Annotated in this window: 24 protein-coding genes, 1 rRNA gene and 2 other annotated features; all 25 genes read left to right on the forward strand. The window is 38.4% G+C overall.

The features are described 5' to 3' along the window. Positions 1-9 precede the first annotated feature (9 nt). The 25 genes from rrf to rpoB all read left to right on the forward strand — a co-directional run bounded on the left by rrf (position 10) and on the right by rpoB (position 25,933). A 5S ribosomal RNA gene (gene rrf, locus KGF86_RS18655) occupies positions 10-125 on the forward strand. A 590-nt stretch (positions 126-715) separates the two neighbouring features. Next, complete coding sequence (gene ltrA / locus KGF86_RS18660; RefSeq protein WP_188384654.1) at positions 716-1,978, forward strand: group II intron reverse transcriptase/maturase; 1,263 nt, start codon at positions 716-718, stop codon at positions 1,976-1,978. Between the two features lie 158 nt (positions 1,979-2,136). Next, positions 2,137-2,832, forward strand: coding sequence for an MgtC/SapB family protein (locus tag KGF86_RS18665; RefSeq protein WP_186871229.1), 696 nt, complete (start codon positions 2,137-2,139; stop codon positions 2,830-2,832). Positions 2,833-3,073: 241 nt separating this feature from the next. Continuing rightward, on the forward strand, positions 3,074-3,535 hold the full coding sequence (locus KGF86_RS18670; protein ID WP_186871230.1) for a CtsR family transcriptional regulator: 462 nt from the start codon (positions 3,074-3,076) through the stop codon (positions 3,533-3,535). Positions 3,536-3,572: 37 nt separating this feature from the next. Next, complete coding sequence (mcsA, locus tag KGF86_RS18675) at positions 3,573-4,139, forward strand: protein-arginine kinase activator protein McsA (protein ID WP_186871231.1); 567 nt, start codon at positions 3,573-3,575, stop codon at positions 4,137-4,139. Continuing rightward, positions 4,114-5,178 carry a protein-arginine kinase McsB gene (gene mcsB, locus KGF86_RS18680; protein ID WP_186871232.1) on the forward strand — a complete coding sequence of 355 codons (1,065 nt, stop codon included), beginning with the start codon at positions 4,114-4,116 and terminating at the stop codon, positions 5,176-5,178. The genes mcsA and mcsB overlap by 26 nt, the downstream gene beginning before the upstream one ends. Before the next feature lie 17 nt (positions 5,179-5,195). Continuing rightward, positions 5,196-7,622, forward strand: a complete 2,427-nt coding sequence (clpC, locus tag KGF86_RS18685; RefSeq protein ID WP_211742682.1) for an ATP-dependent protease ATP-binding subunit ClpC — start codon at positions 5,196-5,198, stop codon at positions 7,620-7,622. A gap of 300 nt (positions 7,623-7,922) precedes the next feature. Next, positions 7,923-9,296, forward strand: a complete 1,374-nt coding sequence (gene radA / locus KGF86_RS18690) for a DNA repair protein RadA (protein WP_211742683.1) — start codon at positions 7,923-7,925, stop codon at positions 9,294-9,296. A 275-nt stretch (positions 9,297-9,571) separates the two neighbouring features. Further along, entirely contained in the window at positions 9,572-10,666 is a 1,095-nt protein-coding gene (locus KGF86_RS18695; RefSeq protein ID WP_186871235.1) for a PIN domain-containing protein, read from the forward strand. A gap of 127 nt (positions 10,667-10,793) precedes the next feature. Continuing rightward, positions 10,794-12,263: a glutamate--tRNA ligase gene (gene gltX, locus KGF86_RS18700; protein ID WP_211742684.1), complete on the forward strand. Its 1,470-nt coding sequence runs from the start codon at positions 10,794-10,796 to the stop codon at positions 12,261-12,263. Between the two features lie 248 nt (positions 12,264-12,511). Beyond that, positions 12,512-12,733: a binding site (T-box leader), on the forward strand. Between the two features lie 62 nt (positions 12,734-12,795). Continuing rightward, entirely contained in the window at positions 12,796-13,440 is a 645-nt protein-coding gene (gene cysE / locus KGF86_RS18705; RefSeq protein ID WP_186871237.1) for a serine O-acetyltransferase, read from the forward strand. Positions 13,441-13,443: 3 nt separating this feature from the next. Further along, the gene (cysS, locus tag KGF86_RS18710; protein WP_186871238.1) at positions 13,444-14,844 is read left to right on the forward strand and encodes a cysteine--tRNA ligase; all 1,401 of its coding nucleotides are present in this window, start codon (positions 13,444-13,446) and stop codon (positions 14,842-14,844) included. Between the two features lie 3 nt (positions 14,845-14,847). Then, complete coding sequence (locus KGF86_RS18715) at positions 14,848-15,246, forward strand: Mini-ribonuclease 3 (RefSeq protein ID WP_186871239.1); 399 nt, start codon at positions 14,848-14,850, stop codon at positions 15,244-15,246. Then, positions 15,247-15,990 carry a 23S rRNA (guanosine(2251)-2'-O)-methyltransferase RlmB gene (gene rlmB, locus KGF86_RS18720; protein WP_186871240.1) on the forward strand — a complete coding sequence of 248 codons (744 nt, stop codon included), beginning with the start codon at positions 15,247-15,249 and terminating at the stop codon, positions 15,988-15,990. Positions 15,991-15,993: 3 nt separating this feature from the next. After that, positions 15,994-16,503, forward strand: coding sequence for an NYN domain-containing protein (locus tag KGF86_RS18725; RefSeq protein WP_186871241.1), 510 nt, complete (start codon positions 15,994-15,996; stop codon positions 16,501-16,503). Positions 16,504-16,736: 233 nt separating this feature from the next. Then, a complete protein-coding gene (gene sigH, locus KGF86_RS18730) occupies positions 16,737-17,387 on the forward strand; it encodes an RNA polymerase sporulation sigma factor SigH (RefSeq protein ID WP_186871242.1) in 651 nt (216 codons plus the stop codon). Between the two features lie 72 nt (positions 17,388-17,459). After that, positions 17,460-17,609, forward strand: a complete 150-nt coding sequence (rpmG, locus tag KGF86_RS18735; RefSeq protein ID WP_186871243.1) for a 50S ribosomal protein L33 — start codon at positions 17,460-17,462, stop codon at positions 17,607-17,609. A gap of 56 nt (positions 17,610-17,665) precedes the next feature. Further along, positions 17,666-17,839, forward strand: a complete 174-nt coding sequence (secE, locus tag KGF86_RS18740; RefSeq protein WP_186871244.1) for a preprotein translocase subunit SecE — start codon at positions 17,666-17,668, stop codon at positions 17,837-17,839. A gap of 144 nt (positions 17,840-17,983) precedes the next feature. Further along, complete coding sequence (nusG, locus tag KGF86_RS18745; RefSeq protein ID WP_186871245.1) at positions 17,984-18,517, forward strand: transcription termination/antitermination protein NusG; 534 nt, start codon at positions 17,984-17,986, stop codon at positions 18,515-18,517. A gap of 274 nt (positions 18,518-18,791) precedes the next feature. Beyond that, the gene (gene rplK, locus KGF86_RS18750) at positions 18,792-19,217 is read left to right on the forward strand and encodes a 50S ribosomal protein L11 (protein ID WP_010095790.1); all 426 of its coding nucleotides are present in this window, start codon (positions 18,792-18,794) and stop codon (positions 19,215-19,217) included. 176 nt (positions 19,218-19,393) lie between these two features. Further along, positions 19,394-20,086, forward strand: a complete 693-nt coding sequence (gene rplA / locus KGF86_RS18755; RefSeq protein ID WP_186871246.1) for a 50S ribosomal protein L1 — start codon at positions 19,394-19,396, stop codon at positions 20,084-20,086. A 47-nt stretch (positions 20,087-20,133) separates the two neighbouring features. After that, positions 20,134-20,262: a sequence feature (ribosomal protein L10 leader region), on the forward strand. 43 nt (positions 20,263-20,305) lie between these two features. Next, on the forward strand, positions 20,306-20,806 hold the full coding sequence (gene rplJ / locus KGF86_RS18760) for a 50S ribosomal protein L10 (protein WP_186871247.1): 501 nt from the start codon (positions 20,306-20,308) through the stop codon (positions 20,804-20,806). 67 nt (positions 20,807-20,873) lie between these two features. Continuing rightward, a complete protein-coding gene (gene rplL / locus KGF86_RS18765) occupies positions 20,874-21,239 on the forward strand; it encodes a 50S ribosomal protein L7/L12 (RefSeq protein ID WP_186871248.1) in 366 nt (121 codons plus the stop codon). Between the two features lie 99 nt (positions 21,240-21,338). Continuing rightward, entirely contained in the window at positions 21,339-21,941 is a 603-nt protein-coding gene (locus tag KGF86_RS18770; RefSeq protein ID WP_211742685.1) for a class I SAM-dependent methyltransferase, read from the forward strand. A 455-nt stretch (positions 21,942-22,396) separates the two neighbouring features. Then, complete coding sequence (gene rpoB, locus KGF86_RS18775; RefSeq protein WP_211742686.1) at positions 22,397-25,933, forward strand: DNA-directed RNA polymerase subunit beta; 3,537 nt, start codon at positions 22,397-22,399, stop codon at positions 25,931-25,933. The last annotated feature ends 13 nt before the right edge of the window (positions 25,934-25,946 follow it).

Raw genomic sequence — 25,946 nt, forward strand, 5'->3', positions numbered from 1 at the left:
GTAACCCTGTCTGGTAATGATGGCGAGAAGGTCACACCTGTTCCCATACCGAACACAGAAGTTAAGCTTCTCAGCGCCGATGGTAGTTGGGGCATTGCCCCTGCGAGAGTAGGACGTTGCCAGGCAAGATTTAAGCCAAGAGATTGTATTGTCTCTTGGCTTTTTTGTAGTGTGCCAGGCATGCACACATTCTCTAGGGTTGAAGTCCTGAATCACGAAGGCAGTAGTAGTGATTAGCTTAAGACAAGGGTGTCTAGGGTGACCTAGAATCTGAAGGAAGTCAGCGGCAAATCTCCGCCTCGAGGAACACAAACTTCATATAAGGCTAGATGTTCTTGGATGAGACTGCTATACAAGTTGAAGTCCTTACTGCCAAAGGGAGCATAGAGTAAATGGAGCGAGGACATGGAGAGGAAGAATGTGTGCTTACCCTGGGAGGTCTGATAGAAATGCGGTACACCTGCCGTAACCGAACATGAGAATGTTCGCTGAACTATCAGAAGTCAGCCGAAGCCATAGTACCGAATGCTCCTAGGGTATTCGGGAAGGGCTGAATCATCTAAGGAGAATTGCCACTTTGCATACGCAACACTTGATGACGCAGAAACATAAGAACCTTCCTAATGGAGGAAACGATGAATCTCGTGGGGGACATTAGAAGGGCTGAAAGTAGTTGCCACATAAGAAGGACGGACAATTCGCGTAGGAGTTCGATATCATGTTGGAAAGAATACTATCACGGGAAAACTTAATACAAGCACTAAAACGTGTAGAAAGAAACAAAGGAAGTCATGGTGTGGATGATATGCCTGTACAAAACCTACGAGCACATATCATGAAACAGTGGACTACCATTCGGGAACAACTCGAAAAGGGAACCTACTACCCTCAACCTGTTCGTCGTGTCGAAATCCCGAAACCAAACGGTGGGAAGAGAAAGTTAGGTATCCCTACCGTGACAGACCGATTCCTCCAACAAGCAATCGCACAAGTCCTAACGGAAGTTTACGACCCTACATTTTCGCGATACAGTTATGGATTCCGTCCAAACAAGCGCGGACATGATGCGGTGAGACAAGCTAGAAATTATATCAAGCAGGGTTACCGTTGGGTAATCGATATGGATTTAGAGAAATTCTTCGATAAAGTAAATCATGACAGACTGATGCGAACATTAAGTAAAAGAATTCAAGACCCAATGGTCTTGAAATTAATCAGAAGATATTTACAGGCAGGAATTATGGAAGATGGGTTAGCTTGTCCTAATACAGAAGGTACTCCCCAAGGAGGCCCCCTAAGTCCACTACTTTCCAATATTGTCCTCGATGAACTGGATAAAGAACTGGAGAAAAGAGGACTTCACTTCGTCCGTTATGCAGACGACTGTAATATCTATGTTCGCTCCAAACGTGCGGGTTTACGAATCATGAATACTATCACTAAATTCATAGAAGAGAAACTGAAACTCAAAGTAAATGGAGACAAAAGTGCGGTAGACCGCCCATGGAGACGCAAATTCCTTGGATTTTCTTTTACCATCCAGAAGGAAACCCCGAAAATCCGGGTTTCAAAAGAAAGTGTAAAACGCTTTAAACAGCGAGTTCGTGAACTGACTTCTAGAAGGAAATCGGTGGCGATGGATAGAAGGATGGAGAAACTAAATCGATTCCTAATAGGTTGGTTAGGCTACTACCAACTGGCAGAAACGCCTTCTTTATTCAAGAAACTAGATGCCTGGATAAGAAGAAGGTTACGAATGATTCGTTGGAAGGAATGGAAGAAAGTCCAAACAAGGTACCATAACTTAATTCGATACGGAATTAAGAAAGGAAAAGCGTGGGAATGGGCTAACACAAGAAAGGGATACTGGCGAATAGCTAAAAGCCCAATCTTGCATAAAGCCCTTGACGACCAATATTGGTCAGGCCAAGGGCTAAAGAGTCTATTTAGTAGATATCAAACGTTACGTTGGACTTAGATGGAACCGCCGTATACGGAACCGTACGTACGGTGGTGTGAGAGGTCGGAGGTTAATCGCCTCCTCCTACTCGATTATAATATAATTCAATTATCATATTTTCAATTGGAATGACTAAACTGATAAGAGAGAAATAGTTAAGAGAAGGGGGAACTAACATGAATGCGGTCTTTGAAAACTTAATCGATGATAACTTCCTTCTAATAATAGCACGTGTACTAATTGCTTTAGTATTATCTGGTTTGATTGGTTTTGAGCGTGAATTGAAAAATCATTCAGCTGGCTTTCGTACTCATATTCTAGTTGGTGTTGGTGCTTGTTTAATGATGCTCCTATCTTTATTTGGCTTTGAGGCATATATTGAAAAATATAATAATGTTCAATTTGATCCAGCACGTATTCCCTCTTATGTAATTAGTGGGATTGGCTTTTTAGGAGCGGGAACAATTATGGTGTATGGAGGCACGATAAGAGGCTTAACTACTGCAGCTTCCATTTGGGCAGTAGCAGGTCTAGGCCTTGTTGTAGGAGCAGGAATGTATGCTGTCGCTGTATTTACCACCTTGATTATCTTGTTAAGCCTAGTTTTTCTTAATAACTTTGAAAAGCTATTCACTAGAGGCAAAACGTCCCTAGTATTAGAGATTATTTCGTATAGTGGGCTACCAATTAATAAAGTTGTTTCTGTGTTAGAGGATAGTGAGCTAAAAGTAAGACAGGTGGAAGTTATTAAAGTTGAAAATGATCTAAAAAGTATTTTTATAAAGGTTGAACGAAAGGCTAATCTAAATAAAATTGAGTTGTTTGAACGTTTATCTAGTATAGATGCTGTAAAAAGTGTTTCAGAAAGATAATAAGTAACTTTTTAGTCCCCTACACATCATGAACAGCTGTGTAGGTTTTTTTATATAATTATAAGGGTGGAAGATCTTCTTTAGATAAATGGTTTTGATTGTTATGAATTTGTCTACAATAGTTATTGTAAGATAGTTGCATCTGATAAAATTTGAAGTATAATAAAAGTAAAGTCAAAGATAGTCAAAGTCAATATGGTGGACGAACCTGAGATTACTCTGGAATCTAGGAGGGAACCAAATGAGCAATATTTCAGATGTAATTGAGCAATATTTAAAACAAGTCTTACAAGCAAAAGGGCAAGATGCTATTGAAATAAAACGTAGCGAGATTGCAGATCGATTTCAATGTGTTCCATCACAAATAAACTATGTGATTAATACTCGTTTTACTGTGGAAAAAGGATATATTGTTGAAAGTAAGCGTGGTGGAGGAGGATATATTCGAATAATTCGAATTAGACACCGCGATAAATCAGAATTAATTGATGAGATTATTGAGCTAATTAACCCTACGGTAACACAGCAAGCCGCTGTAAATGTATTAGAACGCCTTATGGAAGAGGGAATCTTAACGGAACGAGAAGCTAAGATAATGGCTAATGGAATCAGTAGGGAGACATTAGCATTTAAATTGCCTCTACGAGATGAGATTAGAGCAAGAATTTTAACCTCTATGCTCACAACATTAAAGTACTTATAAGTTAATCGGTTCAGATTTTAGATAAGGGGGAAACAAGGTGGAGTGTCAAGAATGTCATCAACGGCCAGCTACTTTGCATTATACACAGGTGATTAACGGACATAAGACTGAAATTCAAATTTGTGAGGTCTGTGCAAAAGAAAAAGGATATATGACGTATCCGGAAGATGGATATTCGCTTCACAATCTATTAACGGGACTATTTAACTTTGAGTCTGGAACCGTCGGGTCACCTGGAGCACACTTACAAAAGGAAAAAGATGTTCAATGTCCAAAATGTGGTTTGACCTTTACGGAATTTAAACAAATCGGTAAGTTTGGATGTGGGGAGTGTTACCATACCTTTTCTTCCAATCTAAATCCAATTTTCCGTCGTGTTCATAGTGGGAATACAGAACATAGGGGTAAGATACCGAAGCGAAAAGGTGGCAATTTACATCTTAAGAAACAGCTAGCAAATTATAAGACGGAGTTAAAAGAATTAATTATTAATGAAGAATTTGAACAAGCTGCTGTAATTCGAGATAAGATTAAGGAATTAGAAGCAAAGATTAATCGTAAGGAAACAGGTGATAGTAATGACACTTCAACATTTCATGAATGAAGCAATCAGTCCTTGGATGCGTGAACAAGGTCCAGATCATGATATTGTACTAAGTAGTCGCATTCGTTTGGCGCGTAACTTTGCAGACATGCCATTTCCTATTATTGCCGATCAAAAAGACTTAGAGCAAATCCGTAAATTCTTTAAACAGGAATACGAGCATACGTCATTTGGAGAATATAAGAACTTTGAATTTATCTCGATCCGAGACATAACCGCAATTGAGAAAAGTGTATTAGTAGAGAAGCACCTAATTAGCCCATTACTTGCGAAAAGAGAAGGTGCAGCTGCTACGCTAATTTCACAAAACGAACAAGTCTCTGTCATGATAAATGAAGAGGATCATATTCGAATTCAACTATACTTTCCTGGTTTACAATTAACGAAGGCATTAAACAAAGCCTTGGAGTTTGATGATTGGATTGAAGAAAAGGTAAATTATGCTTTTGATGAAAAGCGTGGCTTCTTAACCAGTTGTCCGACTAATGTAGGGACAGGGATGAGAGCATCGGTAATGATGCATTTACCAGCGCTTGCTATGACGAAGCAAATCAATCGAATGATGCCAGCTATAAACCAGCTAGGACTAGTAGTAAGAGGGATTTATGGAGAAGGTAGCGAAGCATTAGGAAATATCTTTCAAATTTCTAATCAGATTACACTTGGAAAGACAGAAGAGCACATCATAGAAGATTTGGAGAGTGTTGTACAACAGTTAATTGAACATGAGCGAAAGGCTCGTACTAGAATTTTAGAACAATCCGGAATTGAACTAGAGAACCGTATTTTCCGTTCTTTAGGTGTTTTGGAATATAGTAGAATTATTGAATCAAAAGAGGCTGCAAGATGTTTATCAAATGTTAGACTGGGAATTGATTTAGGAATCATTAAAAATGTTTCTCGTAATATACTTAATGAACTGATGGTTTTAACACAACCAGGTTTCTTGCAGCATTATGCAAAAAAGACGCTAACCGCTTCAGAGAGAGATGTACTAAGAGCGTCTTTAATCCGGGAACGATTACAATTTGAGGAATAGGTAGGAGGAAATCTTATATGATGTTTGGACGTTTCACTGAGAGAGCACAGAAAGTTTTAGCCTTATCACAAGAAGAAGCCGTACGTCTTGGTCATAATAATATAGGTACAGAGCATATTCTTCTTGGATTAGTGCGTGAAGGGGAAGGTATAGCTGCGAAAGCATTAGAATCTCTTGGATTAGAAGTATCAAAAATTCAAGAAGAAGTGGAAAAGCTAATTGGAACTGGTAAGCAACCAATGCAAACCATTCACTATACACCTAGAGCAAAAAAGGTAGTTGAGCTATCCCAAGATGAGGCAAGAAAATTAGGTCATTCCTATGTAGGAACAGAACACATCCTATTAGGCTTAATCCGAGAAGGTGAGGGCGTTGCTGCTCGTGTTTTAAATAACCTTGGGGTTAGTTTAAATAAGGCAAGACAACAAGTGCTTCAATTATTAGGTAGTAATGAATCTCAAGCTGGTAGACAAGGGCGAGGCCAAGCTTCTAATGCTAATACACCGACATTGGATTCACTAGCGAGAGATTTAACACAAAGTGCAAAAGAGGGGAATATTGACCCGGTCATTGGAAGAAGTAAAGAAATAGAACGTGTTATCCAAGTGTTAAGTCGCCGTACGAAAAACAATCCAGTCCTGATCGGAGAGCCTGGTGTTGGTAAGACAGCTGTAGCAGAAGGATTAGCACAGCAAATCATTCAAAATGAAGTACCAGAAACATTACGAGATAAGCGTGTCATGACATTGGATATGGGTACTGTTGTAGCAGGTACGAAATATCGTGGGGAATTCGAGGACCGCTTGAAAAAGGTAATGGAGGAAATCCGCCAAGCAGGCAATATTATCTTATTTATTGATGAATTGCATACGTTAATTGGTGCTGGAGGTGCAGAAGGGGCAATTGATGCTTCCAATATTTTAAAGCCATCATTAGCGCGTGGAGAATTACAATGCATCGGTGCTACTACATTGGAAGAGTATCGTAAATATATTGAAAAGGATGCAGCTTTAGAGAGACGTTTCCAACCAATTCAAGTGGATGAGCCAACATTAGAAGAAACGATTCAGATTTTAAAAGGACTACGTGACCGCTATGAGGCGCATCACCGTGTAACGATTACCGATGAAGCGATAGAAGCGGCTGCTAAATTATCGGATCGATATATTACCGATCGTTTCTTGCCAGATAAAGCAATCGACTTAATTGATGAGGCCGGTTCTAAAGTAAGATTACGTTCCTACACTGTTCCACCAAATCTAAAGGACTTGGAGCAAAAGCTTGAAGAGGTACGGAAAGAAAAAGATGCTGCAGTACAGAGTCAAGAGTTTGAAAAAGCAGCTTCACTTAGAGATACAGAGCAGCGTTTACGTGAGCAACTAGAGATGACAAAGAATGAATGGAAAGAAAAACAAGGACAAGAGGATTCTCAAGTAACAGTTGAAGATATTGCTAGTATTGTGTCGATTTGGACTGGTGTACCGGTTTCTAAATTAACAAAAGATGAAAGTGAGCGTCTGCTACATTTAGAAGAGGTATTACACGATCGTGTTATCGGCCAAGAAGAAGCCGTTAAAGCTGTTGCAAAAGCAATAAGAAGAGCAAGAGCAGGACTTAAAGATCCGAAACGTCCAATTGGTTCCTTTATTTTCTTAGGACCAACGGGAGTAGGGAAAACAGAATTGGCTCGTGCACTTGCTGAAGCGATGTTTGCCGATGAGGATGCGATGATTCGTATTGATATGTCCGAATACATGGAAAAACATTCGACCTCACGACTTGTTGGATCTCCTCCGGGATATGTTGGATACGAGGAGGGTGGCCAACTAACTGAAAAAGTTCGTAGAAAACCATACTCTGTTGTATTATTAGATGAAATAGAAAAAGCACATCCTGAGGTGTTTAATATCCTTCTACAAGTGCTAGAAGATGGACGCCTAACTGATTCAAAAGGTCGTGTCGTAGACTTCCGTAATACGGTAGTAATCATGACATCAAATGTTGGAGCAAGTGAGCTGAAGCGTAACAAATATGTCGGATTTAACTTAGATGATGAAAACAAGGACTATGCGAATATGAAATCAAAAGTCATGGACGAATTGAAAAAAGCTTTCCGTCCAGAATTCTTGAATAGAATCGACGAAACGATTGTATTCCATTCCTTAGAGAAGAAACATATGAAATCAATTGTTACGTTAATGGTTAAAGACGTACAAAAGCGTTTAATCGAACAGGAAATTGATTTCACACTTACCGATAAAGCACTTGAAAAAATTGCTAATGAGGGCTTTGATCCTGAATATGGTGCAAGACCATTAAGAAGATCCATACAAAAGAATATTGAAGACCTATTATCAGAGGAGCTACTAAAAGGTTCGATTAAAATCGGAGAAAAGGTTAAAATTGGGTTAAATAATAAAGGTGAATTTATTATTTTACCGTAAAAAAACTTTTATTTTCTTGAAGAAAAAGCTAGGAGGATTTCACCTTCTAGCTTTTTTCTTCCTCAGAAAAGTATGGTACGATGCAAGTTATAATTGTAGGGCGTCTATAAATTGGCAGTTTTATAGCGGATATAGTATATAGAGCGATGTGTTCTGTTAGTAAAATAATGTTAATGAAACCCTAACTTATGAAGAATATGTGGCAAACTTAAGGAAAAATAATACTAAATTGATAGATTTTTGTAACCTTAATACCACGTAAAACGTATATAATAGAGGTATCCGAAAGGAATGATATGATTGGCAAAAAGAAAGACTAAATTTGTTTGCCAGGAATGTGGATATGAAACTGCAAAATGGTTGGGCAAATGCCCAGGTTGTAATAATTGGAATAGCTTTGTAGAGGAAACCGAAATTACAGGTAAACAATCAAGACATACATTTAGTGGCATTTCTAGCTCTGGTAGTAAACCAGAAAAAATAACATCCATTGAGTCACAGGATGAGCCACGAATTACAACAAACTTAAACGAGTTAAACCGTGTGCTTGGCGGGGGTGTTGTACCTGGATCATTAGTACTAATCGGTGGTGACCCGGGTATTGGGAAGTCAACGCTCCTATTACAAGTCTCATCACAGCTTGCCAAGAAGCAGCTACCAGTTTTATATATATCTGGTGAAGAATCTACTAGACAAACGAAACTTCGTGCAGATCGGTTAGGTGTAAGCTCAGACTTACTTTATGTACTCTCTGAAACGAATTTACTAACGATAACGAACCATATCGATCAATTAAAACCATCTCTCGTCATTATTGATTCAATACAAACCATCTATCGTGAAGAGGTAACTAGTGCACCTGGAAGTGTATCCCAGGTTAGAGAATGTACAAGTGAATTAATGCGAATTGCTAAAACGAGTGGTATACCTATTTTTATCGTAGGGCATGTAACGAAAGAAGGAGCAATTGCTGGTCCGAGGTTATTAGAGCATATGGTAGATACCGTGCTTTATTTTGAAGGAGAAAGACATCACACATACCGAATTTTACGTGGTGTAAAGAATCGCTTCGGTAGCACGAATGAAATGGGTATTTTTGAAATGAAGGAAGAGGGTTTACGAGAAGTGTTGAACCCTTCTGAGATATTCCTCGAGGAGCGGTCACAAGGTACTGCCGGTTCGACAGTTGTAGCGTCGATGGAAGGGACAAGACCTGTATTAGTGGAAATTCAGGCCTTAGTATCCCCATCTAGCTTCGGTAATCCAAGAAGAATGGCAACTGGTATCGATCACAATCGCGTATCATTACTAATGGCGGTTTTAGAGAAGCGAGTCGGATTAATGCTACAAAATCAGGATGCCTATATAAAGGTAGCGGGTGGAGTGAAGTTAGACGAACCAGCGATAGATTTGGCAACGGCGGTTAGTATTGCATCTAGTTTTAGAGATATTTCGACTAGGCCGGATGATATCTTCATAGGCGAAGTTGGATTAACTGGAGAAATTAGAAGGGTATCTAGAATAGAGCAACGCGTTCAAGAGGCAGCAAAGCTTGGTTTTAAACGTGTCATTTGTCCACAAAATAATCTAGAAGGATGGACTATTCCAAAGGATATTCAAGTTATTGGTGTCAGAACGATTCAAGAAGCGCTAGATCTAGGGGTACCAAGATAATAGATTTAAAAAATCAGTAGAATTTTGTCGAATTTTGATTGACTTGGTTAATTTAGTGTGATAAAATTTAATGTTTTGCCAATTTGATTGTTTTTTGAAGCTATGCTATTATGGTGAAGTACTACTCTAAATTGGTAGATGGTAATGTTTTGGATTTTTCCATATCCGTAACGAAATAATTCGTCTTAAATAACTAAAGAAAGCGAAGTTTATTAAAAATTAATGGTTATTATTTTAGGTTAATAGGTAATAATAATGGTTAGGAGGTGACGGTGGTGCTGAAAAAGATTGTTCATTTGTTCTTTATCATTTCAGGGGGTACCATTGGGTATTTATATATACCATATGTTATTAGGCTATTAGATTTTAACAGTTTAGCATGGTTGGAATCACCGTATTTAGGTGCTGTATTAGGCGCAATTATATTATTTGTTATTTCCTATCTGGTTACGGATTATATTGTAGATTTCTTAAGGTGGATTGAAGAGGGATTAGTAAAGATACCAATTGGTGATTTACTATTTGGTAGTCTTGGACTAATTATTGGTTTAGTAACGGCATTTTTAATCAATTTGCCAATTCAGGAAATCAACATTGAATTTGTATCGAAGGTCATCCCGTTATTTATTACCATACTTCTAGGTTATTTTGGATTTCAGGTCGGTTTCCGTAGACGTGATGAATTAATTAATCTGTTAAGTATTAATCGCAAGGATAAGAAGAAGGGTTCTACTGATCTAGATCAACTAGATAGTAATGAACCGAGACCGAAGATATTAGATACAAGTGTGATTATTGATGGGCGTATTGCAGATATTTGCCAAACAAGCTTTATCGAAGGGACAATTGTTATCCCACAATTTGTGTTAGGTGAACTGCAACATATTGCAGATTCTTCAGATGTCCTGAAAAGAAATCGCGGTCGAAGAGGCCTAGACGTCTTGAATCGTATTCAAAAGGAATTACCTATTAAAGTAGAAATCTACGAGGGTGATTTTGAAGAGATACAGGAAGTAGATAGTAAATTAATTAAATTAGCCAAAGTAATGGATGGTATTGTAGTTACCAATGATTTTAATCTAAATAAAGTATGTGATTTGCAAGGTGTATCGGTGTTGAATATTAATGACCTTGCGAACGCTGTAAAACCAGTCGTATTGCCTGGAGAAGAATTAATGGTTCAAGTGATTAAGGATGGTAAAGAGCAAAATCAAGGAATTGCATATTTAGACGACGGTACGATGATTGTTGTGGAAGAAGGTAGAAATTACATCGGTAAAACGATTGAAGTACTAATAACTAGTGTCTTACAAACCTCTGCCGGACGCATGATTTTTGCAAAGCCAAAATTACTTGAAAAAGCATTATAAAAAAGGTATAACTTATATTGAAGATTGACAATAAATTAAAAGTGATAACAGTCAGTGTTATCACTTTTTGTTATAATGTTATAGGAATGATTATTATATAAATATAGAAAAGAAGGTAGAGACTATTATGACAAAAGAAGTTCGTGTGCGTTATGCGCCAAGTCCAACTGGCCATTTACATATCGGAAATGCTCGTACAGCTTTATTTAACTATTTATATGCGAAGCATTTCGATGGGAAGTTTATCATTCGGATTGAGGATACCGATGAAAAGCGTAACGTAGAAGGTGGAGAAGAAAGCCAACTTAAATTCCTTAAGTGGTTAGGCGTGGAATGGGATGAAGGTGCGGATGTCGGTGGAAATTACGGACCTTACCGCCAAATGGAACGCCTTGATATTTATAATCAGTATGTTAATGAATTGCTAGAAAGAGGACTAGCATATAAATGCTACATGACAGAAGAAGAACTGGAGCAAGAACGTGAAGAGCAAATCGCCAATAGCCAAGCACCTAAATATGGCGGAAAGCATCGTAACTTAACACCAGAACAAATAGCTGCATATGAAGCAGAAGGTAGAAAACCAAGTATTCGTTTCCGAGTTCCTGATAATGTAACCTATACATTTGAGGACATGGTACGTGGTACAATTAAGTTTGAATCTAGTGATTTCGGTGACTGGGTTATCGTGAAGAAAAATGGTGTTCCAACGTATAACTTTGCAGTTGCAATTGATGACCACCTAATGAATATTACACATGTACTTCGTGGTGAAGAGCATATTTCGAACACACCAAAACAATTGATGATCTATCAGGCATTTGGTTGGGAAGCACCAACATTTGGTCATATGACATTAATTTTAAATGAGGACCGTAAGAAGTTAAGTAAACGTGATTCACATATTATTCAGTTCATTGAACAGTATAAAAATCTTGGTTACTTACCAGAAGCTTTGTTTAACTTTATTACACTATTAGGATGGTCTCCTGTTGGGGAAGAAGAGATTTTCGCAAAAGAAAAGCTTATTGAAATCTTTAATCCAGAAAGACTATCCACTTCTCCAGCTATCTTTGATGTACAAAAATTAAAGTGGATGAACAACGAATATATTAAAGCATCAGATCTAGATAAAGTAATTGAACTAGCCATGCCTCATTTGATTGAAGCGGGAAGACTTTCAGCTGATATGGATGAGGAAACAAAAGAATGGGCAGAAAAAGTGATTGGATTATACCGGGAACAATTGCGGTACGGTCAAGAAATCGTAGAACTTACAGAGATGTTCTTCAATAAAGAAATAGCTTACGATGAAGAAGCGAAGAATGTATTAGCAGAAGAACAAGTACCAGAAGTATTACAAGTGTTTACGGATAAACTAATCCATTTAGAAGAATTCAATAAAGATACAATTAAAGATCAAATTAAAGCAACGCAAAAAGAAACCGGACACCGTGGTAAAAAACTATTCATGCCAATCCGTGTTGCGACAACAGGACAAACCCATGGCCCAGAGCTACCGCTCGCAATTGAATTATTAGGTAAAGAATTAATCGTTGAACGCTTAGATAAATTGTTAAAAGATATAGGAGCTTAATGAACGGGGTTTGGATTATGTAGCTTAGGATGTCGGTACTTATTATTCTTATAGCTTCTGACCAGTTCTTATTAGAAGAGCTTGGTCCGCTTCCGAAGCTTTAGTCGTCGTAGCAAGAGGCGTGCACTAGCATACTTTAGAAAAGGAAGTATATTCGGGACCCGATGATCGTCATTCGCTTTTTCAAAATACTGGAGCGAAGTGATTCACATTTTTACTAATCTATAATATAGTATTAATACAATAAATAAAGAACGTTGATAAGGGAAAGTAATAGCTAGTAGATTACACAGAGAGAATCACCATGGCTGGGAGTGATTTTAATCGCTATCTATGAAGTGCTCCTTTGAGTCCGTTATGGAAGGAATTAGTACATAACGGCGGTACTCTACCGTTATAAGAGTATGAGTTGGGGGGGTATAAACAAACACCTCCAAACAGAGTGGAACCGCGCTAAAAGCGTCTCTGTGTTTTTACACAGGGACGCTTTTTATTTTGAAAAAACATGTATCCTTTTCAAGGGGGATTTTTTATGGGGTTATTTAGGCGAATGAAGGAAGATATGGATGTTGTATTCGAACAAGATCCAGCAGCTCGAACATATTTTGAAGTATTTTTAACTTATTCTGGTTTACATGCTGTTTGGTCCCATCGTATTGCACATGCGTTCTATAAACGAAAGCTATACTTTATTGCACGTACTATATCACAGATTAGTCGCTTTTTTACCGGGATAGAAATACATCCAGGGGCTAAAATTGGGCGCAGGCTTTTCATTGATCACGGAATGGGTGTTGTAATTGGAGAAACCTGTGAAATTGGCGACAATGTAACCATCTTTCAAGGTGTAACGTTAGGTGGTACAGGGAAAGAAAAAGGGAAGAGGCATCCAACGATTAAAGATAATGCATTAATTGCATCTGGGGCTAAGGTATTAGGGTCAATTACGATTGGAGAGAATGCCAAAATAGGCGCAGGGTCTGTTGTGCTCAAGGATGTTCCTGATAATTCAACGGTAGTAGGGATTCCGGGTAAAGTAGTCATTCAAGACGGGAAGAAGCTTAGGCGCTTAGACCATCATAAATTACCTGATCCGGTTGAGGAACAATGTTCAAGTCTTCAAAAGGAAATTGAATTATTAAAAGCCGAAATTGCTAAACTAAAGGAAGGGAAATAGGATATGTCAATTTCAATCTATAATACACTAACGCGTGAAAAACAAGAGTTTAAGCCAATAGAGGAAGGCAAGGTCCGTATGTATGTATGTGGACCTACTGTATACAACTACATTCATATTGGAAACGCAAGACCAGCAATTGTATTTGATACCGTAAGAAGATATTTCGAATATAAGGGCTATCATGTTGACTATGTTCTCAATTTTACCGATGTGGACGATAAGATTATTAAAAGGGCAAATGAGCTAGGGGACGATGTGTTTGCGGTTTCTAATAAGTATATCGATGCTTATTTAGAAGACGTAAGTAAATTAGGTGTTAAAAAGGCAACACATAATCCGAGGGTTACCGATACGATGCAAGAGATAATTGATTTTATTAAAGACCTAGTAGATAAAGGCTTTGCTTATGAAGCGGAGGGGGATGTTTATTTTAAACCGAGGGCTTTTGAAGGCTATGGGAAGCTTTCTCATCAATCAATCGATGAATTACGATCTGGAGCTAGGATCCAAATCGGTGAGAAAAAAGAGGACCCTCTTGACTTTGCTTTGTGGAAAGGTGCTAAGGAGGGGGAAATTTCTTGGGATTCTCCATGGGGCAAAGGCCGTCCAGGCTGGCATATTGAATGCTCAGCGATGGCAAAGAAATACCTTGGCGAGACGATTGATATTCATGCTGGAGGACAGGATCTAACATTCCCACACCACGAAAACGAAATTGCCCAATCAGAGGCAAATAACGGGAAAACATTTGCAAACTATTGGATGCATAATGGGTATATTAATATTAATAACGAGAAAATGTCTAAATCACTAGGTAACTTTGTATTAACAAGAGACTTATTAGAACAGCATGATGCTAATGTGATTCGTTTCTTTATGTTAAGTGTTCACTATAGAAATCCTATCAATTTCTCAAGTGAACTATTAGAATCAGCCAAAAATAGTTTGGAACGCGTTATCACCTCGTATCATAATTTGGAGCACCGGAAACCATCAAGTACTAATCTTGATACAAACCAGCAAGAATGGGTAGATAAAATCGCTGTTTTAACATCGCGGTTTGAAGCAGAGATGGATGATGACTTTAACACAGCAAATGCAATTTCTGTTCTATTTGATTTAACAAAAGAAGCAAATGTTTATTTAAATCAAGACCATACATCACCACATGTAATCGACCTATTTCAAGAGAGAATAAAAGCGTTCTTAGAAATTTTAGGAGTAACCGTTGAAAGTGAGACAGCTTTATTGGATGAGGAAATTGAAGCGCTGATTGAGGAGAGAAATGAAGCAAGAAAAACGCGTAATTTCGCTCGAGCAGATGAAATTCGTGATTTATTAAAAGAAAAAAATATTATTTTAGAAGATACACCACAAGGGGTTCGTTGGAAAAGGGGCTAGTGAATGGGAACTGACATTAAACAGATGAAAAGCTTAGCCCTTGCCTATATGGGCGATGCAATCTATGAAGTATTTGTTCGCGAGCATTTATTAGCAAAAGGAACCGTGAAGCCTAATCAACTACATCAGAAGGCCATTACCTTTGTATCGGCCAAAGCGCAAAGCTTTGTTTTACGGGATTGGTTAGAGCAAGGGATTTTAACGAGTGAGGAGGAGCGGATTGTTGCAAGAGGGAGAAATGCAAAATCCGGCTCCGTTCCTAAAAACACCGATGTTGTCACCTATCGTTATTCTACGGCGTTTGAGGCGTTAATTGGGTTTCATTACTTATCTAAAAATGAGACAAGGTTACAGGATTTAATAAATTTAGCGATTGAACAAATAGAAAGGAGGAATGGCTAAATGGATCAAGAAATGATTATTGGTAAAAACCCAGTAATAGAAGCACTAAATTCAGGAAGATCCGTGAATAAAGTGCTTATTTCAGATCAATTAAATGCTAATACACAAGGAAAGATTATTCAGCTCGGCAAACAAGCGGGGACTATTGTACAAAAGGTTCCCAAATCGAAGCTAGATCACATAACAGATGGAAACCACCAGGGGGTTGTCGCTTATGTAGCTTCCTATCAGTATGCATCACTGGATGAATTGTTTAGAAAGGCCAAGGAAAGAAACGAAGAGCCGTTTTTTATTATTTTAGATGAATTAGAAGACCCTCATAATTTAGGATCCATATTGCGAACAGCAGATGCTACTGGAGCACACGGTGTCATCATTCCGAAGCGACGGTCTGTTGGTTTAACCGCAACAGTAGCGAAGACAGCAGCAGGTGCTCTAGAGCATATCCCTGTAGTCCGTGTGACCAATATTGCGAACACAATTGAAGAATTGAAGCGAGAAAATGTGTGGGTTGTTGGTACAGAAGCGGAAGCAACGGAGGATTATCGAAAATTGGACGGGACGCTTCCGATTGCATTAGTGATAGGGAACGAAGGAAAAGGGATGAGTCGACTAGTACGTGAAAAGTGTGATTGGACAGTAAGTCTCCCGATGAAGGGAAACGTTTCTTCTCTTAATGCTTCTGTCGCGTGTAGCTTATTGTTATATGAGGTGTACCGTAAAAGGTATCCTGTCGGTGAGTAGTTCATGGTTGTATTAATAGTAGACGGCTATAACATTATCGGTGATTGGGATGAGCTAAAGCAGTTAAAACAGAAAGACCTAAGCCAAGCTCGAGATCGGTTAATTGAGTTAATGGCAGAATACCAAGCTTATTCTGGATCCCGTGTGATTATTGTATTTGATGCCTACTATGTTCGTGGAATTGAGAGTAAGCTTAAGCAATACAAGGTAGAAATCATTTATACAAAAGAGAAGGAAACAGCTGACGAATGTATCGAGCGGTTAGTTAAAAAAGTAAAAAATGTAAGAACACAAATCTATGTTGCAACATCTGATTATGAGGAACAGCGAATGATTTTCGGACAAGGTGCACTTAGGAAATCAGCTAGAGAATTAAAGGTAGAGCTCGAGAATATGAATCGGGAAATCTCGCATAGTGTGTCAGAGCATATGAAGGCAAGACCAAAGTCGAAGATCCCATTAAATGATGACATATTAGAGAAGTTTGAAAAATGGAGAAGAGGGAAAATGTAACTGTGCATTTCCCTCTTTTTCGTTATAAGAGAGTAGTAAGTAAACGAAGCGGTTCTAGCTATTGGGATAGGATTGTTTAATCGAGGGGTTAGCTATATTTTTCATTTGTCGCATAACTAATCGGAGCAAACATTAAAGCGGTAAAACGTTTGAAAATTATAGCTATTGAGTTATTAAATCGCTTACTGTATAATATTTTTAATGATTGACAATTTGTCAAGGGGGCTTTCCGGATGAACATCAAGCAATTAATCAAAGACAACGACAAATTAGTTACGCTTGATGATGATGAAATTTTAGAGTTAATTCATCAAGGAGACAATCAGGCATTAGATTATTTAATACATAAATATAAGAACTTTGTCCGGGCAAAAGCTAGAACGTATTTTCTAATTGGAGCGGATAAAGAGGATATTATCCAAGAAGGGATGATTGGCCTTTATAAAGCAATTCGCGATTATAATGAGGATAAATTAACGTCATTTAAAGCGTTTGCTGAATTGTGTATTACTAGGCAAATAATTACCGCGATCAAAACAGCCACTCGACAAAAGCATATTCCACTTAATTCATATGTGTCATTGGACAAGCCTATATACGATGAAGAGTCGGACAGGACATTACTTGATGTAATAGCAGGATCAACGGCGATAGACCCACAGGAGTTACTCGTTAACCAAGAGAAGTTTGGTGATATGGAAGTAAAGCTTTCCGAATTACTTAGTGAATTTGAGAGAGGGGTTCTTCAATTGTACTTGGAAGGACGGACCTATCAGGAAATATCAGCCGATCTTAACCGACATGTTAAATCAATTGATAATGCACTACAACGAGTTAAGCGTAAACTGGAGCAGCTGATGGAAGCAAACGAAGTGGGTCAATAGGGCGACGTTGACACAGCCTGTCAACCATGCTACATTTAAGTGAGGAAATATCCCGAAATACGGGGTGAAATCATGACGAAAAAAATTACTTTAGCGTGTGCAATTTGTTCTAGCAGAAACTATACTACTAGTAAGAATGTATCCACACAAGCTTCACGCATGGAAGTGCGCAAATATTGTAAAACATGTGGGCAACATACATTGCATCGCGAAACAAAATAAATTTATAAATTCATTTTTACGCATCTTCAAGGCCTAAGTTTGGGGAGGGTACAAGCATGTTTAAGTTTCTAGGTAACGTATCTAAAGAAATGAAAAAGGTTAGTTGGCCAAAAGGTAAGGAATTAACAAGCTATACGATCGTTGTTATCACTACGGTTATCTTTATGGCACTATTCTTTGGTGTTGTTGATTTAGGTATTTCACAAGTATTGAACTTATTTTTTGAATAATTTTCCTACAAATATGCTATAATGAAAAATAGATTAAGGAAGTTTCTAAAAAAACCCGAAATTTGCGGGTTTTTTTAATATGTTGTTTTTTGATATAAATTCACCTATAAAGGGAGGGAAGGGCAACGTAATTGTCCTAAATAAATGGAGAAAAATTGGTATGTTGTTCATACGTACTCAGGATATGAAAACAAAGTAAAGGCTAACTTAGAAAAGCGTGTCGAAACGATGGGAATGGAAGATAAAATCTTTCGTGTCATTGTTCCAGAAGAGGAAGAAACGGAAATAAAAAATGGCAAAAAGAAAGTCTTGAAAAAGAAGGTATTTCCAGGTTATGTATTAGCTGAAATGATAATGACGGATGATTCTTGGTATGTGGTACGTAACACGCCAGGTGTGACAGGCTTTATCGGATCAAGTGGTGGAGGTACGAAGCCAACCCCACTCATGCCAGGAGAAGCAGAAGCAATTCTAAAAAGAATGGGCATGGCAGAGCCGGTTGTTCAAGTTGACTTTGAGCTGAAAGAAAACGTTCGCGTAACAGATGGACCGTTCTCGAACTTCACTGGTTCTATTGAACACATCGACATGGACAAGCAAAAAATAAAAGTACATGTTAACATGTTCGGAAGAGAAACCCCGGTTGAGCTAGATTTCTCGCAAATTGAGAAAATATAAGTTTTATATAGAAACGTAATAGAAATCGCAAAAAAAATAGTAATAAATACTTGCGGTATATGGTGTGTATCAGGAATTTTACCTGTCTATAGATCGTGGTCATGGTCATGATTCGAACCAAAGGAATATGCTAAACTTTTCAGAAGGCACTTGCATTTTTTCGGAATACATGCTAAAATTCTTTTGTTATTCATGCCCTAGGAGGGAATGAAAACCTGAGTGGGAGGGGAAAATCCCCAATTACCACATCACGGACTTTAAGGAGGTGTGTCTCGTGGCTAAAAAAGTAATCAAATTAGTTAAATTGCAAATTCCAGCTGGTAAAGCGAATCCAGCTCCACCGGTGGGACCTGCACTAGGTCAAGCTGGTGTAAATATCATGGGATTCTGTAAGGAATTCAACGCACGTACGCAAGATCAAGCTGGTTTAATTATTCCGGTTGAAATCACTGTATTTGAAGACCGTTCATTTACATTTATTACGAAAACTCCACCTGCTGCAGTATTACTTAAAAAAGCAGCTGGTTTAGAGTCAGGATCTGGTGAACCTAACAAAACAAAGGTCGCTACTTTAAAACGTGATAAAGTAAGAGAAATTGCAGAAACTAAAATGCCTGATTTAAACGCAGCTGACGTTGAAGCGGCTATGCGTATGGTTGAAGGAACTGCACGTAGCATGGGTATTGTAATCGAAGACTAATACTCTATAAATGTTACTACTAGAGGTTGCGGTAATGGTCTTCCGTTTCGCGCAACCCTTTTTCATGAAATCAATCTATAACTAATAGATTGTATCGCAAGCTTTATAGAAGCAAGCGCTGCTTCTATAAGTGGGAGGTACTACCGCTATTACCACATTAGAGGAGGAAATAAATAATGGCTAAAAGAGGTAAAAGATATCAAGAAGCTGCAAAGCTAATTGATCGTTCTAAATCTTATGATATAAACGAAGCTGTTGCTTTATTAAAAGAAACAGCAAAAGCTAAATTTGATGAAACTGTAGAAGTGGCTTTCCGTCTAGGGGTTGACCCTAAGAAAGCTGACCAACAAATCCGTGGTGCTATGGTGTTACCAAACGGTACTGGTAAAACACAACGTGTACTAGTATTCGCTAAAGGTGACAAAGTGAAAGAAGCAGAAGCGGCTGGAGCAGATTATGTTGGAGACCAAGATCTTATCAACAAAATCAACCAAGGTTGGTTTGAGTTTGATGTGATCGTTGCAACTCCAGACATGATGGCTGAAGTTGGTAAATTAGGTAGAGTTCTAGGACCTAAAGGCTTAATGCCAAACCCTAAAACTGGTACTGTTACTTTCGAAGTAGAAAAAGCAATCAAAGAAATTAAAGCTGGTAAGGTTGAATATCGTGTAGATAAGCAATCTAATATCCACGTTCCTATCGGAAAAATTTCTTTCGACAACCAAAAGCTTGTTGAAAACTTCGAGGCTCTTGTTGAAACAATTGTAAAAGTAAAACCTCAAGCTGCTAAAGGGGTTTACATGAAGAATGTTGCAATTACTTCAACAATGGGACCTGGAATCAGAGTAGACGTTTCCAACTACCGTTAATTGGTAATTGACTTTTATTCCTCGATTCGGTATACTGTAATTTGTGATGAATTGAATACGTTGTACCGTAGACAGTAGGTGCTGAATAGCTTAATATCCTGCCGAGGTGTTTGAAACAAGTTAAACTTTGTTTATTCGAGCCTCCATGTCTATATGGGGGCTCTTTTAATAGTGAAACCTAAAACGGTATGATGGACGAAACTAACGGGAGGTGGAACAATGTCAAAAGTAATGGAAAAGAAACAACAAATCGTACAAGAAATCGCTGATAAATTCCGTGAAAGCCAATCAACAGTTTTAGTTGATTATCGTGGTCTTGACGTTGCAGAGGTTACTGAACTTCGTAAGCAACTTCGTGATGCTGGTGTTGAGTTCAAAGTGTACAAAAACACAATGTCTCGTCGTGCAGCTGAAGCAGCTGAATTAGCTGAATTAAATGAAGTTTTAGTTGGACCAACTGCTATTGCTTTCAGTAAAGATGATGTAGTTGCTCCAGCGAAGATCCTTAGCAATTTTGCTAAAGAGCACGAAGCTTTAGAAATTAAAGCAGGTGTCTTAGATGGCAAAATCGTAACGCTTGATCAAATCAAGGAGCTTGCAGATCTACCGAACTACGAAGGTATGGTATCTATGCTACTCAGCGTACTACAAGCACCTATGCGCAACTTTGCTTATGTTACAAAAGCTGTTGCAGAACAAAAAGAAGAACAAGGCGCGTAAGTTGATTGTGAATCAACCAATTGTCTTAGGATATTAAAAAAACATTAAAAATCAGGAGGAAATAAAAATGACTAAAGAGCAAATTATCGATGCTATTAAAGAAATGTCTGTACTAGATCTTAACGATCTTGTAAAAGCTATTGAAGAAGAATTTGGAGTAACTGCTGCTGCACCTGTTGCTGTAGCTGGTGGAGCTGCTGCTGGTGGAGCTGCTGAAGAAAAAACTGAATTTGACGTAGTACTTGCTGATGCTGGTGCTTCTAAAATTAAAGTTGTTAAAGCGGTTCGTGAAATCACTGGTCTTGGCTTAAAAGATGCTAAAGATTTAGTAGATAACGCTCCTAAAGCTGTTAAAGAAGGCGTTTCTAAAGATGAAGCTGAAGAAGTTAAAGCTAAACTTGAAGAAGCAGGCGCTTCTGTAGAAGTTAAATAATTATAATTCAATGAACATGAGCTCGTCGTAACTATTCGACGGGCTCTACATTTACACAGAATCTTCCTTATATTACATAAAAGTAAAGTAGGTGCCCAAATGTCTGAGCATTACTTTTCACAAAAACCCCAATCAAAAAGTTCACCCAAACATTGGAATTACAGACTGAGAGGAAAAGAATATAAATTTACAAGTGATGTCGGTGTGTTTTCTAAGAATGAAGTAGATTTTGGATCGAGGTTATTAATAGAAACATTTACTCCTCCTGAAATTCCCGGGGATTTACTGGATTTAGGGTGTGGTTATGGGCCGATAGGGATTTCTATTGCAAACGAATTGCTAGAGCGTAAGGTTGTTATGGCCGATGTTAATGAACGCGCGTTAACATTAGCTGCATCCAATGCGGAGCAAAATGGAGTATCGAATGTAGAATTTGTTCTCAGTGATAGATTTTTGGGATTAGAGAATCGAAAGTTTGCTGCTATATTAACTAATCCACCTATTCGAGCCGGGAAATCGGTTGTCCATGGGATGTTTGAAGGTAGTAAAGAAAGTTTGCTTGAAGGTGGCGAACTTTGGGTTGTGATTCAGAAAAAGCAAGGTGCTCCTTCTGCTATACAAAAATTAGAATCTTTATTCGGAAATTGTGAAACGATAGCAAAGAGTAAAGGTTATTTTATTTTGCGGTCAATAAATGATTGACTTCGATAGAAGGACTATGATAATATAATAAAATGCTAATATGGGATTATTTTGTCAAGAGAATTTTTTTGAAAGAGGAAAGTGTATAATTCATCAAGTTTAGGAAACAATGATAGAATCGAATTATGAGCGTTCTATCTATTTTTCGCTTTTGTGGAATTGTTTCAGATGAATGTACAACTTATTATGCTTTTCTATTTTAAAATCATACCCCATATTTTTAGGGATGGCAAGTAATAGTTTTACCTTATAAGTAGAATCAACGTCCGCTGTTGATTCACTTTGGTTTGTTACTTGTACATAAATCCTATTAGTAGTTTTTTCCGTTTTTAAGCAATTGTTTCTCTAACTAAGAAAGCATTAACATGAAACAATTGTTTTCTAACAATATAGTTGTTATTTACATGTGAGCTCTGCTCGCAAATAAAATATGCATGATTTGAGAGGTGAAGCAGTTGACAGGTCAACTAGTTCAGTATGGACGGCACCGCCAACGTAGAAGTTATGCGCGCATCAGTGAAGTATTAGAATTGCCGAATCTAATCGAAATCCAAACCGCTTCATATCAATGGTTTATGGAAGAAGGTTTGAGAGAAATGTTCCAGGACATTTCTCCGATTGAGGATTTTACAGGTAACCTATCACTTGAGTTTGTTGATTATAGCTTAGGTGAGCCGAAATACCCTGTAGATGAATCAAAAGAAAGAGATGTTACTTATAATGCTCCACTTCGTGTAAAGGTTCGATTGATTAATAACGAAACCGGCGAAGTGAAAGAGCAAGAAGTCTTTATGGGAGACTTCCCTCTCATGACAGATACTGGTACGTTCATTATCAATGGAGCTGAACGTGTAATTGTTTCGCAGCTTGTACGTTCACCTAGTGTCTATTTTAATGAAAAAATCGATAAAAACGGTAAGCGTGGTGTTGCGGCAACTGTTATTCCAAACCGCGGTGCATGGTTAGAATTTGAAACAGATGCTAAAGACGTCGCTTATGTACGTATTGATCGTACACGTAAATTGCCAATTACCGTACTATTACGTGCGCTTGGTTTTGGTTCTGATCAAGAGATTATCGATTTAATCGGTGAAAACGAGTATCTGATCAATACGCTAGAAAAGGATAATACCGAAACGACTGAAAAAGCGCTATTAGAAATTTACGAGCGCCTGCGTCCGGGTGAACCACCTACTGTAGAAAATGCGAAAAGCTTATTAATTTCACGTTTCTTTGATCCTAAACGTTATGACCTTGCGCATGTTGGACGTTACAAGATCAACAAGAAACTTCATCTGAAAAATCGTTTATTCAATCAAGTATTGGCTGAGCCTATTGTTGATATGGATACTGGTGAAGTTCTTGCAGAAGCAGGAGATAAGGTCGAACGTAGATTGTTAGATAAAATTATTCCATATATCGAGAAAAAAGATGTTGTTCTTGGTGAACAAATTCTAGAGCCACATGATGGTGTATTAGAGGATCCGATTCGAATTCAATCTATTAAGATTGTTGATCCAACAGACCCAAGTGGTGAAAGAGTGCTTAATCTAATTGGTAATGCAAATATCGATACGAGTGTGAAACATATTACACCGGCTGATATATTAGCATCGATTAGCTATTTCTTTAACTTACTACACCAAGTTGGTGACACAGATGATATTGACCATTTAGGTAACCGTAGACTTCGTTCTGTTGGTGAATTACTACAAAACCAGTTCCGTATTGGTTTATCCCGTATGGAGCGTGTGGTTCGTGAACGTATGTCTATTCAAGATACATCTAGTGTAACACCACAACAATTAATCAACATCCGTCCGGTTATTGCGTCTATTAAAGAGTTCTTCGGAAGCTCACAGTTATCACAGTTTATGGATCAGACTAACCCGTTAGCTGAATTAACACATAAACGTCGTCTGTCAGCTCTAGGACCTGGTGGTTTAACTCGTGAACGTGCTGGTTTTGAAGTGCGTGACGTTCACTATTCCCATTATGGTCGTATGTGTCCGATTGAAACTCCAGAGGGGCCGAACATTGGGTTAATTAACTCATTATCTTCCTATGCGAAAGTGAATAAATTTGGATTTATTGAAACGCCATATCGTCGGGTTGATCCGGATACTGGTAGAGTTACAAGCCAAATTGATTATTTAACAGCAGATGAAGAGGATAATTATGTAGTTGCCCAAGCAAATGCTAGATTAAATGAAGATGGAACATTCGCTGATGAAGAAGTAGTAGCACGTTTCCGTGGTGAAAATACAGTTGTTGCTCGTGAAAAGATAGATTACATGGACGTTTCACCGAAGCAGGTAGTATCGGCTGCGACAGCATGTATTCCATTCTTAGAAAACGATGACTCCAACCGTGCACTAATGGGAGCGAACATGCAACGTCAGGCGGTTCCATTATTAAATCCAGAAGCTCCAATTGTAGGTACTGGAATGGAGTATGTATCTGGTAAAGACTCTGGAGCAGCAATCATCTGTAAGAATGATGGTATTGTAGAACGAGTAGAAGCAAAAGAAATTTTAGTACGTCGTGTATCTGTGGTGGATGGTAAAGAAGTAAAAGGTGATTTAGATCGCTATAAGCTTCAGAAGTTTATTCGTTCTAACCAAGGTACTTGTATAAATCAACGCCCGAATGTAACAGAGGGTGATCGTGTTACAAAAGGTGAGGTACTTGCGGATGGACCTTCCATGGAAAAAGGTGAGCTTGCACTTGGACGTAACGTATTAGTAGCGTTCATGACATGGGAAGGTTACAACTACGAGGATGCAATCATCATGAGTGAGCGTCTTGTAAAAGATGATGTATATACTTCGATCCATATTGAAGAGTATGAATCTGAAGCGCGTGACACGAAGCTAGGACCAGAAGAAATCACTCGCGATATCCCGAATGTAGGGGAAGAAGCACTGAAGAATCTTAACGAACAAGGAATTATCCGTATCGGTGCAGAGGTTTCAGACGGTGATATTCTAGTAGGTAAAGTAACGCCAAAAGGGGTTACTGAACTTTCAGCGGAAGAGCGTTTATTACACGCAATCTTCGGTGAAAAGGCTCGTGAAGTACGTGATACATCCTTACGTGTACCACATGGTGCTGGCGGTATTGTATTAGACGTCAAAGTCTTCAATCGTGAAGATGGTGATGAACTACCACCAGGCGTTAATGAATTAGTACGTGTTTACATCGTACAAAAACGTAAAATCCATGAAGGAGATAAAATGGCAGGACGTCACGGTAATAAAGGGGTTATTTCCCGTATTTTACCAGAAGAAGATATGCCATTCCTACCTGATGGTACACCGGTTGATATCATGCTTAACCCATTAGGGGTACCATCGCGTATGAATATCGGACAGGTGTTTGAATTACATCTAGGTATGGCAGCTAGACAGCTAGGTATCCATGTTGCTACACCAGTATTTGATGGGGCGACAGAGCAAGACGTTTGGGATACATTAGAAGAAGCTGGTATGCCACGTGATGCGAAAACGATTCTTTATGATGGAAGAACTGGGGTACCATTTGATAACCGTGTATCTGTTGGTGTCATGTATATGATTAAACTAGCGCACATGGTTGATGATAAATTACACGCTCGTTCAACTGGTCCATACTCACTTGTTACACAGCAGCCGCTTGGTGGTAAAGCACAGTTCGGTGGACAACGTTTCGGTGAGATGGAGGTATGGGCACTAGAAGCATATGGTGCTGCATACACGTTACAAGAAATTCTAACCGTGAAATCGGATGACGTTGTTGGACGTGTGAAAACGTATGAAGCAATCGTTAAAGGCGATAACGTACCTGAACCAGGAGTTCCAGAATCATTTAAAGTATTAATTAAAGAGCTACAGAGTCTTGGTTTAGACGTAAAAATCTTAGCTGGAGACGAATCTGAAATAGAAATGCGTGACTTAGAAGAAGAAGAAACACAAGCAGCTAGTAAGCTTAATTTAGAAGTTGAAGAAAATTAATGTTGGTGGGGAA

This window comes from Ornithinibacillus massiliensis, from assembly GCF_018310345.1.
Lineage (GTDB): Bacteria > Bacillota > Bacilli > Bacillales > Amphibacillaceae > Ornithinibacillus > Ornithinibacillus massiliensis.